The organism is Streptomyces purpurascens, assembly GCF_045040895.1.
Classification (GTDB): Bacteria; Actinomycetota; Actinomycetes; order Streptomycetales; family Streptomycetaceae; genus Streptomyces; species Streptomyces purpurascens.
The window spans coordinates 6748734-6761502 of sequence record NZ_CP108341.1 but is presented as its reverse complement, the minus strand read 5'-3'; the positions used below and the strand labels follow the sequence as shown (position 1 = coordinate 6761502).

The window sequence follows — 12769 nt, the reverse complement described above, 5'->3', positions numbered from 1 at the left end:
TGCGGGGCGGTGGAAATCGGTTAGCGGCGCAGGAGCGGGAGCGGGGCGCCCATCACGGCGTACGGCTTCGGGGCGCTGGGGAAGAGGACCTGGCGGGCCAGGTCCTGGTAGCCGAGGGAGCGGTAGAGGGCGCGGGCGGGGCTCTCGGTGTCGATCGCGGAGAGGATCGTGCGGGGTTCGGCGGCGCCGTCGGTGATGGTGGTGATCAGCGTGCGTCCGATGCCGCGGCTCTGGTGGGCGGGGTGGACGTGCAGTTCGGTGATCACGAAGGAGTCGTCGAGCCAGTGGTCGTGGTGGTTCGCCCTGAGGTACGGCTCCACGACGGTGGACCACCAGTGGGTGCGGTCGTTGGGCATGCCGTAGACGAACCCTACGAGGTTTCCGCCCTCTTTCGCGCCGAGGGCGCGGGCGCCCGGGTACGTCATGTGGCGGAGGACGATCTGGCGGCGGACGGCTACCTCGTCCGGGCCGAGGCCGAAAGCCACGGCTTGGATGGCCAGAGCCTCGTCTACGTGAGCGGAGAGGTCGAGTGGGCCGATCACCAGGTCCATGGCGGGGAGCCTACAGGGGGGTTCCCGTTCATTGCCGAGTGGCGGCTTGGATGTGGCTGGTCGCGCAGTTCCCCGCGCCCCTTTTGGGGCGCTTCAGAACAGGACGCTCATGAAGGCTCCCACTTCCTGGAAGCCCACTCTCTGGTACGTCCTTCTGGCCGCCGTGTTGAAGTCGTTCACGTAGAGGCTCACCACCGGGGCGACGTCGGCCAGGGCGTAGCGCAGCACGGCTGCCATGCCGGGGGCCGCCAGGCCCGTGCCCCGGTACTCGGGGGCCACCCATACGCCCTGGATCTGGCAGGCGCGGTCCGTCGCGGCGCCGATCTCTGCCTTGAAGACGACCTTGCCGTCCGCGTCGAAGCGGGCGAACGCGCGGCCGGAGCCGACGAGTTCGGCGACGCGGGCCTGGTAGAGGAGGCCCCCGTCGCCTGCCAGCGGGGAGACGCCGACCTCCTCGGTGAACATCGCCACGCAGGCCGGCATGAGCGCTTCCATCTCGTCCTTGCGGACGCGGCGGACGTAGGGGTCCGGGGCGATGCCGGCCGACAGGCTGTCGGTGACCATGAGCGGCTGCCGGCGGCGGACGTCGCGGGCCGGGCCCCACTGGGGTTCCAGCAGTCGCCACAGATCGGCGGTGGACCCGGCGGGCCCGACGATGGAGGAGCAGCGGCGGCCGGCCCGGCGGGCCCGGTCGGCGAAGGCGCGCACGGCGCGCGGGGTGGCGCAGATCGGGACCAGGTTGGCGCCCGCGTAGCAGAGGGACGTCAGCATGCCGTCCTCGTACCAGCCCCACATCTCGCCGCCGAGCCGCCACGGGTCGAGGCCGGCGATCTGCACCCGGGACGTCACGAAGGCGTTCGTGACCGGCTCGCGGTCGAGTACGGCGAGCGCGGCGTCCAGGTCGCTCGGTTCGAGAACCCGTGAGGTGGTCTGCGTCAACAAGTGCGGGGCCCTCACACACTGGGGTCGGCTTTGGTCTCCGCACTATAGCTGCGCTGCTTGGGCGGGGCGCCTTGGAGTTCGGGAGCGAAGGTTCAGCGGCGGGCGCGGGTGCGTTGTGGCTTGTCGCGCAGTTCCCCGCGCCCCCGAAAGGCAGGCCTCAGCCCGCTACCGCCACCGAGGGCTCGCCCGAGGCGATGCCGTCCGCCTCCATCTTCTCGGCCAGCTTCATGGCCTCCTCGATGAGGGTTTCCACGATCTTGGACTCGGGGACGGTCTTGATGACCTCGCCCTTGACGAAGATCTGGCCCTTGCCGTTGCCGGAGGCGACGCCGAGGTCGGCCTCGCGGGCCTCGCCGGGGCCGTTGACGACGCAGCCCATGACGGCGACGCGGAGGGGGACCTCCATGCCGGTCAGGCCGGCCGTGACCTCTTCGGCCAGCTTGTAGACGTCGACCTGGGCACGGCCGCAGGAGGGGCAGGAGACGATCTCCAGGCCGCGCTGCTTGAGGTTCAGGGACTCCAGGATCTGGTTGCCGACCTTGACCTCCTCCACGGGGGGCGCCGAGAGGGAGACGCGGATCGTGTCGCCGATGCCCTGCGAGAGGAGCGCGCCGAAGGCCACCGCGGACTTGATCGTGCCCTGGAAGGCCGGGCCCGCCTCGGTGACGCCGAGGTGCAGCGGGTAGTCGCACTGGGCGGCGAGCTGCTTGTAGGCCTCGATCATCACGACCGGGTCGTTGTGCTTGACGGAGATCTTGATGTCGCGGAAGTCGTGCTCCTCGAACAGCGAGGCCTCCCACAGCGCGCTCTCCACCAGCGCTTCCGGCGTCGCCTTGCCGTACTTCTGGAGCAGGCGCCGGTCGAGGGAGCCCGCGTTGACGCCGATGCGGATCGGGGTGCCGTGGTCCCGGGCCGCCTTGGCGATCTCCTTGACCTTGTCGTCGAACTGCTTGATGTTGCCCGGGTTGACGCGGACGGCCGCGCAGCCCGCCTCGATCGCGGCGAAGACGTACTTCGGCTGGAAGTGGATGTCGGCGATGACCGGGAGCTGCGACTTGCGGGCGATGGTCGACAGGGCGTCGGCGTCGTCCTGCGTCGGGCAGGCGACGCGGACGATCTGACAGCCGGAGGCGGTCAGCTCGGCGATCTGCTGGAGGGTGGAGCCGATGTCGGACGTACGCGTCGTCGTCATCGACTGCACCGAGACGGGGGCGTCTCCGCCGACCGCCACGGCCCCGACCTGGATCTGGCGGCTCTTCCGGCGCTCGGCGAGCTTGGTCGGTACGGACGGCATGCCGAGAGAAATCGCAGTCATCTGCTGTGCAACCCCAAGTCGTGGATCAAGGTCCGGTCCCGTGAGCAGCGGGCTCCGAGCCTCGAGATTACGGCACATGACCGGGGCCGGGCACATCCCACCCGCATCGCCACTCCATGGGGGGCGGCCCGGCACGAAGAGTGCCGGGCCGCCACGGAACCGCGTATGACTAGGAGATTCTCACCGGGTTCACCACGTCCGCGATCAGCACCAGGATCGTGAAGCAGATGAAGATCCCCGCGACCACGTAGGCGACCGGCATGAGCTTCGCCACGTCGAAGGGGCCCGGGTCCGGCCGGCGCAGCACCTTGGCGGTGTTGCGGCGCAGCGACTCCCACAGCGCGCCCGCGACATGGCCGCCGTCGAGCGGCAGCAGCGGGAGCATGTTGAACAGGAACAGGGAGAGGTTGAAGCCGGCGACCAGCATGAGGGCCATGGCCAGTTGCTGGGTCGGCGGGATGTCCAGGGTGAAGATCTCGCCGCCGACGCGGGCCGCGCCGACCACGCCCATCGGGGAGTCGGCCTCGCGGGGCGCGCCGTCGAAGGCCGCGTTCCACAGGGCCGGGATCTTGCCGGGGAGGGCGGCGAGGGAGTCGACGGCGTCGCCGATGCGGTCTCCCATCCAGCTCACGGACTCGCCGAAGTCCTGCTTGACCACGCCGGTGGCCGCGCTGAAGCCGAGGAAGCCGGCCTGGACGTACTGGCCCTCGACGATCTGCCCGCTCGAGTCCTTCTTGGCGACCTGGTTGGTGGCGATCTTCGCCTGGAGGGTGACGTCCTGGCCCTTGCGGTCGACGACGATCGGCACCTCCTGGCCGGGAGTGGCGCGGATGAGGTCGGACAGCTTGTTCCAGTCGTCGGTGCGCACGCCGTCGAAGGAGACGATCTTGTCGCCCGCCTTCAGGCCGGCGGCTGCGGCCGGGCTGGCCGCGTCGCCCTTCTCGCACTTGTCGCGGTTCTCGCTCTGGGCGATGACGCACTGGGAGACGGAGCTGACGGTCGTCGTCTGCTGGGTGATGCCGAAGCCCATCAGGATGCCGAGGAACAGCGCCACCGCGAGGACCAGGTTCATGAAGGGGCCCGCGAACATCACGATCACGCGCTTCCAGGGCTTGCGCGTGTAGAACAGGCGGTTCTCGTCGCCCGGCCGGAGCTCCTCGTAGGCGGCGGTGCGGGCGTCCTCGATCATGCCGCGCCACGGGGAGGTGGAGCGTGCCGTCAGCCGGCCGTCGGGGCCGGGCGGGAACATGCCGATCATGCGGATGTAGCCGCCGAACGGGATGGCCTTGATCCCGTACTCGGTCTCGCCCTTCTTGCGCGACCAGATCGTCGGGCCGAAGCCGACCATGTACTGCGGCACGCGGATGCCGAACAGCTTGGCGGTCGACAGGTGCCCCAGCTCGTGCCACGCGATCGAGAACAGCAGGCCGACCACGAAGAGAACTATGCCGAGGATGAACATCAGGGTCGTCATGCACGGGCCTCCGCCGTCTGTGCCGCCAGTTCCCGGGCCCGGGTCCGCGCCCAGGTCTCCGCTTCGAGGACGTCCGACACGGTGAGTGAGGTTCCCGTACTCGGGGTGCCGTGCTCCTCGACGACCCGGGTGACGGTCTCCATGATGCCGTTGAAGGGCAGCGCGCCCTGGCGGAACGCCTCCACGCACTCCTCGTTGGCCGCATTGAACACCGCCGGGGCGGTGCCCGCGAGCTCGCCGACGTGCCGGGCGAGGTTCACCGAGGGGAAGGCCTCGTTGTCGAGCGGGAAGAATTCCCAGGTCGAGGCCTTGCTCCAGTCGAAGGTGGGGGCCGCGTCGGGGACGCGCTCGGGCCAGCCGATGCCGATGGCGATGGGCCCGCGCATGTCGGGCGGGGTCGCCTGGGCCAGTGTCGATCCATCCGTGAACTCAACCATCGAGTGGACATACGACTGCGGATGCACGACGACCTCAATGCGGTCGAAGGGAATGTCGTAGAGGAGGTGTGCCTCGATGACCTCCAGGCCCTTGTTGACGAGGGTCGCGGAGTTGATCGTGATGACCGGGCCCATCGCCCAGGTGGGGTGTGCGAGGGCGTCCTCGACGGTGACGTTCGCCAGTTCCTGCTTCGTACGGCCGCGGAAGGGGCCGCCGGAGGCCGTGACGACCAGCTTGCGGACGTCGGCGCGGGTGCCGGCGGCCAGGGCCTGGAAGAGGGCCGCGTGCTCGGAGTCGACCGGGATGATCTGGCCGGGCTTGGCGAGGCCCTTGACCAGCGGGCCGCCCACGATGAGCGACTCCTTGTTGGCGAGCGCGAGGGTGCGGCCCGCCTCCAGGGCGGCCAGGGTCGGGGCGAGGCCGATGGAGCCGGTGATGCCGTTCAGGACGGTGTGGCAGTCGGACGCCGCCAGCCGCGTGGCCGCGTCCGGTCCTGCGAGGATCTCGGGGAGCGGCTCGCCCGTGCCGTACTGCGCGGAGAGCGCCTCGCGCAGGGCCGGTACGACGTCCTCGCGGGCGACCGCGACCGTGGGCACCCGCAGCCGGTACGCCTGCTCGGCGAGCAGGGCGACCCGGCCGCCGTTGGCGGACAGGCCGGTGACCCGGAAGCGGTCGGGGTTGCGCAGCACGAGGTCGATGGCCTGCGTGCCGATGGACCCGGTGGAGCCGAGGATCACCACGTCCTTCGGGCCGTCGCCCGCTACGGGGTCATAGACCAGGTGGGGATCGGCGAGGGGGGCTGGACTGTCGCTCATTCCTCCATTGTTGCCGTAAGGGTGGCGTGTGAGGACAGCGCATCCCCTCCCAGGGGCGCGCGCCACAACGGCTCGCGCCCCCGCAAGGGCCCGGTTACCGGATCGGGCGGTGCAGGTTCTCCCGCTGACTCGGGCCCGGCGTCGCGTCCGCGATCCAGGGGCCGTCGTCCGACGGGTCGACGATGCCCTGCTCCAGCCACTCGTACGTGCCGGAGAGGACGCCCTTGACGACCTTGCGGTCGAGGTCGTCGGTGTTGGTCCACAGGCGGTTGAAGAGCTCTTCGATCCGGATGCGGGCCTGGCGGCAGAAGACGTCGGCGAGCTGGTAGGCCTCGCGGCCGTTCTCGCCCTGGCCGCGCAGGAGTTCGGCGCGTACGCAGGCCGCGCTCATGGCGAACAGTTCGGCGCCGATGTCGACGATCCGGCCGAGGAAGCCCTGCTTGGACTCCATCCGGCCCTGCCAGCGGGACATGGCGTAGAAGGTGGAACGGGCGAGTTTGCGGGACGTGCGCTCGACGTAGCGCAGGTGCCCGGAGAGGTCCACGCCGTGTTTGAAGTCGCCGTAGGAGGTGGGGAGTTGCCCCGGTCCCGCGACGAGCTTGGGGAGCCACTTGGCGTAGAAGGCGCCCGCGTTCGCGCCCGCCTTCGCCTTGTCGCCCAGGGACTTCTCGGGGTCGATGAGGTCACCGGCGACCGAGAGGTGGGCGTCGACTGCCTCGCGGGCGATCAGCAGGTGCATGATCTCCGTGGAGCCCTCGAAGATGCGGTTGATGCGCAGGTCGCGCAGGAGCTGCTCGGCGGGGACGCCGCGCTCGCCGCGGGCCCGGAGCGACTCGGCCGTCTCGAAGCCGCGTCCGCCGCGGATCTGGACGAGTTCGTCGGCCATCGTCCAGGCCATCTCGGAGGCGTACAGCTTGGCGAGGGCGCCTTCGATGCGGATGTCGTTGCGGTCCTCGTCGGCCATCTGCGAGGCCAGGTCCGTCACAGCCTCCAGGGCGAAGGTGGTGGCCGCGATGAAGGAGATCTTGGAGCCGACCGCCTCGTGGTGCGCGACGGGCTTGCCCCACTGCTCGCGGACGGCCGTCCACTCGCGGGCGATCCTCAGGCACCACTTGCCGGCCGCGACACAGGAGGCCGGCAGGGAGAGCCGCCCGGTGTTGAGCGTGGTCAGGGCGATCTTCAGGCCCTGGCCCTCCTCGCCGACGCGGTTGGCGGCGGGGACACGGACCTGGTGGAAGCGGGTGACGCCGTTCTCGATGCCGCGCAGGCCCATGAAGGCGTTGCGGTTCTCCACGGTGACGCCCGGCGAGTTCGTCTCCACGACGAAGGCGGTGATGCCGCCCTTGTGGCCCTCGCTCCTCGGCACCCGGGCCATGACGACCAGCAGGTCGGCGACGACGCCGTTGGTGGTCCACAGCTTCACGCCGTCGAGGACGTAGTCGTCCCCGTCGGGCACCGCGGTGGTGGCGAGCCGGGCCGGGTCGGAGCCGACGTCGGGTTCGGTGAGCAGGAAGGCGCTGATGTCGGTGCGGGCGCAGCGCGGCAGGAAGCGCTCGCGCTGCTCCTGCGTGCCGAACAGCTTCAGGGGCTGCGGCACGCCGATCGACTGGTGCGCGGAGAGCAGCACGCCGATCGCGGGGCTGGCGGAGCCGGCCAGGGAGAGGGCCTTGTTGTAGTACACCTGCGTGAGGCCCAGCCCGCCGTACTTGGTGTCGATCTTCATGCCGAAGGCGCCGAGCTCCTTCAGGCCGTCGATCACCTCGTCGGGGATCCTGGCGTCGCGCTCGATGACGGCCGGGTCGACCTTCGTCTCGACGAAGTCGCGGAGCTTGGCGAGGAACTCCTCGCCGCGCTGGGCCGCCTCGTCGCCGGGGAGGGGGTGGGGGTGGATGAGGTCGAGCCGGAAGCGGCCGAGGAACAGCTCCTTGGCGAAGCTGGGCTTGCGCCAGTGCTGTTCCCGGGCGGCCTCCGCCACCTCACGGGCCTCCCGCTCGGTGACGGCGGGACGGGAAGAGGGAGGGGTGGAAGCGGGCATGAGGGGCACCTCGCCGCAACTAGGTTTATTGAGGACTGTACGTTACCGACCAGTGCTACTGGATCGTTGGTACCCGAAACCGGACGCTCCCACCAGTCCTCGCGCGTCCGTTCAGCCGAAGGTGCGGCTCTGTCGCGCGCTCGACGGCGGTGGTGCAGCGGAGCGCCTTCCGCGAGACTGACCCCCTCCCCGGAAATCGGTATCGAAGCGCTTCGACAACCTATGGACACGTACTCCTGCTGGAGCTACTGTCGAACCACTCTCACCCGCCCATATCAGCAATGCGCATTGTCGAAGCGCTTCACAAAGCTTGGAGAGCTGGATGGTCACCCTCGCCGAGGTCGCCCAGCACGCCGGAGTCTCGGCGAGCACGGTGAGCTATGTCCTCAGCGGCAAGCGGTCCATCTCCGCGAACACCCGGCAGCGGGTCGAGCGGAGCATCCGCGAGCTCGGGTACCACCCGAACGCCGGGGCCCGCGCCCTGGCCAGCAGCAAGTCGAACATCATCGCGCTGATGATCCCGCTGCGCACGGACATGTATGTGCCCGTGATGATGGAGATCGCCATCGCGGTGGCGACCTCCGCCCGCACGCACGGGTACGACGTGCTGCTGCTCACCGGTGAGGAGGGCCCCGACGCGGTGCGCCGCGTCGCCGGGAGCGGGCTCGCCGACGGAATGATCCTGATGGACGTCGAGCTCGACGACGAACGGCTGCCGTTGCTGCGCGCGACGGACCAGCCGTCCGTGCTCATCGGGCTGCCCGCCGACACCTCCGGTCTGACCTGCGTCGATCTGGACTTCCGGGCGACGGGAGCGCTGTGTGTGGAGCATCTGGCGAAGCAGGGGCACCACGACATCGCTGTCATCGGGGAGGCCCCGGCCGTCTACGAGCGGCACACCGGCTTCGCCGAGCGCACCCTCGACGGGCTGCGGTCCCGTGGCCGGGAGCTGGGAGTGCGGCTGCTGCACCGGCCGTGCGAGGGCGGGTACGACGCGATGGCCGTGACCCTCGCCCGGATCCTCGACGAGCGCCCGGACACCTCGGGGATCATCGTGCAGAACGAGTCGGCGGTCGAGCCGCTGCTCGCGCTGCTGCGGCAGCAGGGCCGGGCCGTGCCGGAGGACGTGTCGGTGGTCGCGATCTGCCCCGACCAGGTCGCGACGCAGGCCTCCGTGCGGCTCACGTCGGTCGCCATCCCCGCGCAGGAGATGGGCCGGCACGCCGTGGACCACCTGGTCGCCAAGCTCGAGGGGCGCGGCAGCGACGAGGTCGTGCTGATCGCGCCCGAGCTGACGGTACGGACGAGCACGGGACCGGCGCCCAGCCGGCCGTAGTCGTCCCGTTCCTCGCACAGCGCCCCTTCCAGGGCACCCCCTTGTCTGCTTCCGCACAGGAGCCCGCCTCGTGAATCAGCCTGCTGAAACCCAGCCCCAGGTGAGCCTGGCGCAGTCCTCCCCCACCGTCGGCACGTTCCGCGAGCGGGACGGCGCGCTGGAGTGGAGCGGCCGCCAGGAGACCGTACGGATCGAGCCGTGGGGTCCGGACGCGGTCCGGGTGCGTGCCCGGCTCGGCGGCCCGGTCCTCGAGGGGCTCCCGGGCGCGCTGCTCGACGAGGCCCCGGCGACGCCGTCCACGGTGAAGATCGAGGACGGCCGAGGGCAGCTGACCGTCGGCGCGCTCACCGTCGAGGTGAACGCCGAGGGCCTGGTCCGCTTCCTGCGGACGGAGGACTCCGCCGAGCTGCTCGCCGAGGACCGCGCGCACTTCTGGTGGCCCGGATCGCGCCTCTACACGGCCGTCGGCAACGGCCACCACCGCCTGGAGCAGCGCTTCGCCGCCTACGACGACGAGAAGCTGTTCGGCCTCGGCCAGCACCAGCACGGGCGCCTCGACCAGAAGGGCCTGGTGCTGGACCTGGTCCAGCGCAACGCCGAGGTCGGCATCCCGGTGCTGACCTCCAGCCGGGGCTACACGCTGCTGTGGAACAACCCGGCGATCGGCCGCGTGGAGCTGGCACACAACGGCACCCGGTGGGTCGCCGACTCGGCCCGGCAGATCGACTACTGGATCACGGCGGGCGACCCCGCCGGTGCCCAGAGCCGCTACAGCGCGGTGACCGGCCGCAGCCCGATGCTGCCGGAGTGGGCGGCGGGCTTCTGGCAGTGCAAGCTGCGCTACCGCACCCAGGACGAACTCATGGCGGTGGCAAGGGAGTACAAGCGGCGCGGCCTGCCCATCTCCGCGATCGTCTGCGACTTCTTCCACTGGACGCACCTCGGGGAGTGGAAGTTCGACCCGAAGGAGTGGCCCGACCCGGGGGCGATGGTGCGTGAGCTGGACGAGCTCGGCATCAAGCTCGTGGTGAGCGTCTGGCCGTCGGTGTCGCCGCTGAGCGAGAACCACCCGGTCATGGAGCAGCGCGGGTACTTCATCGGCACCCAGTACGGCCCGATGGCCCACGCCGACTGGCCCGACAAGGAGGTCGCCTCCACGGTCCAGGTGGCCTTCTACGACGCCACCAACCCGGACGCCCGGGAGTTCGTGTGGTCGAAGGTGAAGGAGAACTACCTCGACCCGTACGGCATCACGGCGTTCTGGCTGGACGCCTGCGAGCCCGAGCTGAAGCCGGGCTTCCAGGAGAACCTGCGCTACTGGGCGGGCCCGGGCCTGGAGGTCGGCAACGCCTACCCGGCCGAGAACGCCCGGACCTTCTACGAGGGCCTGCTCGCGACCGGCGAGGAGGAGATCGTCACCCTCAACCGCTCGGCGTGGGCGGGCAGTCAGCGCTACGGCGCCGCCCTGTGGTCGGGTGACATCGGCACCGACTTCCCGACCCTGCGCCGCCAGATCGCCGCCGGCCTCAACACGGCCCTGTCGGGCATCCCGTGGTGGAACACCGACATCGGCGGCTTCCACGGGGGCGACCCGGACGACCCGGCGTACCGGGAGGTGATGGTCCGCTGGTTCCAGTTCGGCGCGCTGTCCCCGCTGATGCGCCTGCACGGCTTCCGCGACCCGGGCATGCCGCTGGGCCCGGAGATGACGGGCGGCCCGAACGAGGTGTGGTCGTACGGCGAGGAGGCCGGGGCCGTCCTGGAGAAGTACCTGCGGCTGCGCGAGCGTCTGAAGCCGTATGTGCTGGACGTGATGCGCGCGGCCCACGAGGAGGGCCTGCCGGTGATGCGGCCGCTGTTCCTGGAGTTCCCGGACGACCAGGCCGGCTGGTCGGTCGACGACTCCTACCTCTTCGGCCCGGATCTGCTGGTCGCCCCGGTGCTGACCGCCGGCGCCACCGCCCGTACGGCGTATCTGCCGGCGGGGGCCGTCTGGACGGACGCGTGGACGGGTGAGACGTACGAGGGCGGTCAGGCCGTGACGGTCGACGCCCCGCTGGACCGCATCCCGCTCTTTCTGCGGGACGGGGCACGGCTGCCTGTAGCGGAGTAGCCGTGTCGCGAGGGGTGGCCGGGTCGATGGAGGTCTACCGGCCACCCCTTCGTGACTGTTCGGCCAACTTCCACCCACCACGGGGCAGTTGGAGGGGCTAGGTTCTCTGCGTGTCCTCGTCTCCGCTCGCCCTCACCGACCTGCTGCTGCGGGAGTTCGTCGACGGCTTCCGGGCGCTGCTGGGGTGGTGGGCGAAGGCCGGGAACCTCACTCCGGTGGGCTGGCAGTCCGCGCAGGCGCACGTCAGACGGCACCTGGCCAATCGCGCCCGGGTGCGGCGGCTGGAACTGCTCGCTCCCGACCTGGAGCTGCCGCCCCGGCAGCGGCGCGAGGCGATCACCGCCGGGCGCCGGATGGTGCAGGGCACGGACCTCTTCGCGCCGCGCTTCCGCGACATCCACGCGATGGCCGCCGAGGGCCCCGAGGAGCGCACGTTCGCGCTTCCGCACGCCCTGATGCCGTTCTCCCAGGCCCGTATCCCCGAGTACCAGACCTGGCACCGCGCGCGGGACTTCACCGCCGACTACCGGTAACGGTCTTCCCCGACGCCACGCTCGTGTGGTGCCACCGCGACCCGGTCACCGTCATGGCGTCCTTCTGCTCGCTGATCGAGCACGGCATGGCCGTCAGCTCCCGCCCGGTCGACCTGGCCGGCATCGGCGCGACCTGGCTGGACCTGCTGAGCCGCGCCATGACCCGCGGTCTCGCGGCCCGGGCCGCCATCCCGCCGGAGCAGCTGGTGGACGCCCCGTACTCGTGGCTCGGCTCGGATCCCGCGACCGGCGCCCCGAAGCTCCACGCCGCCGTCGGCGCCCCCTGGACCGAGGCCGACGCGGCCCGTCTCCCCGCGGCCGTCGCCCGTCCCAAGGGCACCCGCCGCCACACCTACGACCTGTCCCGCTACGGCCTGACCCGCGCCGAGGTCGAGTCGGCCTTCGCGGACTACAACGCGCTGCGGGCCGGGGCCGACCGCGCTTGACGGCGGTCGGCCCCGGCCCCGGGTACGGCGTCAGCTGCTGCTGACGGTCATGCTGTTGGTGCGGAAGTCCAGGCCGCCGGACGACGAGGTGATCTCGAAGCCGAACTGGACGTCACCGATGGTCTCGTTGCCCATCCAGCCCTTGGTGTCCTTGATCCACTTCAGGATCGGCAGGATGTTCACGGTGCCGGAGCTGGAGTTGGAGGTGCGGATGAACGAGAACACCTCGTTGGCGCCGTTGGTGCCCTTGTAGACGGTCCAGGAGTGGCCGCCGAGACTGACGCTGCCCTGCGAGGTGCCGATCGGGCCGACGGCCCCGGTCTTGTTGACCCAGAGCATGATCTCGTAGTCGTGGTCCGTGTCCCAGATGTCGTACGACGTGTTGTACGCGCCGGACGACGGGACGCTGACGTTGTAGCTGCTGGAGAGCGAGCCCAGCGAGGTGATGGACTTGTTGATCGCCTTCGTCTGGTTCGGGTAGGACTTGATGCCACCGGTGTTGGGGTGGTTGGCGTTGACGCCCCAGTTGGTGCCCGAGTTGGCCCAGATGCACTGGGCGCCGGCGCCGCTGCCCCAGATGTTGTTGTAGAGCGTGTAGCCGTTCAGGTTCGCGTTGGCCCACTGGTCGCAGGAGTTCCAGACGGCGGCCGAGGCGGGGGCGGAGGCGAGGGCTACGGTCGCGCCGAGTGCCAGGGCCGGGGCGAGCAGGGCCTTGGTGACCCTGCCGAGGGTGCGTGATGCCATGGTGTCCCTTCCATGGGGTGGGGGGAT

11 protein-coding genes are annotated in these 12769 nt (G+C 70.4%); 4 read left to right on the top strand and 7 right to left on the bottom strand.

From position 1 onward, the window contains the following. Positions 1–20 precede the first annotated feature (20 nt). The 6 genes from OHU35_RS30945 to OHU35_RS30920 form a co-directional block, all read right to left on the bottom strand. Positions 21–551 (bottom strand): GNAT family N-acetyltransferase, encoded by a 531-nt coding sequence (locus OHU35_RS30945; RefSeq protein ID WP_189728154.1) that lies wholly within the window; start codon positions 549–551, stop codon positions 21–23. 93 nt (positions 552–644) lie between these two features. Further along, a complete protein-coding gene (locus OHU35_RS30940; protein ID WP_189728152.1) occupies positions 645–1493 on the bottom strand; it encodes a GNAT family N-acetyltransferase in 849 nt (282 codons plus the stop codon). 157 nt (positions 1494–1650) lie between these two features. Further along, positions 1651–2808 carry a flavodoxin-dependent (E)-4-hydroxy-3-methylbut-2-enyl-diphosphate synthase gene (gene ispG, locus OHU35_RS30935; RefSeq protein ID WP_189728150.1) on the bottom strand — a complete coding sequence of 386 codons (1158 nt, stop codon included), beginning with the start codon at positions 2806–2808 and terminating at the stop codon, positions 1651–1653. Positions 2809–2977: 169 nt separating this feature from the next. Then, the gene (locus tag OHU35_RS30930; RefSeq protein ID WP_189728241.1) at positions 2978–4270 is read right to left on the bottom strand and encodes an RIP metalloprotease; all 1293 of its coding nucleotides are present in this window, start codon (positions 4268–4270) and stop codon (positions 2978–2980) included. 8 nt (positions 4271–4278) lie between these two features. Then, positions 4279–5535, bottom strand: a complete 1257-nt coding sequence (gene dxr, locus OHU35_RS30925) for a 1-deoxy-D-xylulose-5-phosphate reductoisomerase (RefSeq protein ID WP_189728148.1) — start codon at positions 5533–5535, stop codon at positions 4279–4281. 94 nt (positions 5536–5629) lie between these two features. After that, a complete protein-coding gene (locus OHU35_RS30920; protein ID WP_405507589.1) occupies positions 5630–7570 on the bottom strand; it encodes an acyl-CoA dehydrogenase family protein in 1941 nt (646 codons plus the stop codon). A 322-nt stretch (positions 7571–7892) separates the two neighbouring features. Here OHU35_RS30920 and OHU35_RS30915 point away from each other — a divergent pair, with 322 nt between their 5' ends. From OHU35_RS30915 to OHU35_RS30900, 4 genes are all read left to right on the top strand, one after another. Continuing rightward, positions 7893–8906 carry a LacI family DNA-binding transcriptional regulator gene (locus tag OHU35_RS30915; RefSeq protein ID WP_405507588.1) on the top strand — a complete coding sequence of 338 codons (1014 nt, stop codon included), beginning with the start codon at positions 7893–7895 and terminating at the stop codon, positions 8904–8906. Positions 8907–8976: 70 nt separating this feature from the next. After that, the gene (locus OHU35_RS30910; RefSeq protein WP_405507586.1) at positions 8977–11019 is read left to right on the top strand and encodes a TIM-barrel domain-containing protein; all 2043 of its coding nucleotides are present in this window, start codon (positions 8977–8979) and stop codon (positions 11017–11019) included. Between the two features lie 110 nt (positions 11020–11129). After that, positions 11130–11552 carry a hypothetical protein gene (locus tag OHU35_RS30905; RefSeq protein WP_308400964.1) on the top strand — a complete coding sequence of 141 codons (423 nt, stop codon included), beginning with the start codon at positions 11130–11132 and terminating at the stop codon, positions 11550–11552. Next, on the top strand, positions 11513–11998 hold the full coding sequence (locus OHU35_RS30900) for a sulfotransferase family protein (RefSeq protein ID WP_405509364.1): 486 nt from the start codon (positions 11513–11515) through the stop codon (positions 11996–11998). Before OHU35_RS30905 ends, OHU35_RS30900 begins: the two co-directional genes overlap by 40 nt. Positions 11999–12028: 30 nt before the next feature. On the opposite strand, the gene OHU35_RS30895 is transcribed toward OHU35_RS30900, so the two are convergent. Next, complete coding sequence (locus OHU35_RS30895) at positions 12029–12742, bottom strand: glycoside hydrolase family 12 protein (RefSeq protein ID WP_405507585.1); 714 nt, start codon at positions 12740–12742, stop codon at positions 12029–12031. Positions 12743–12769 lie beyond the last annotated feature (27 nt).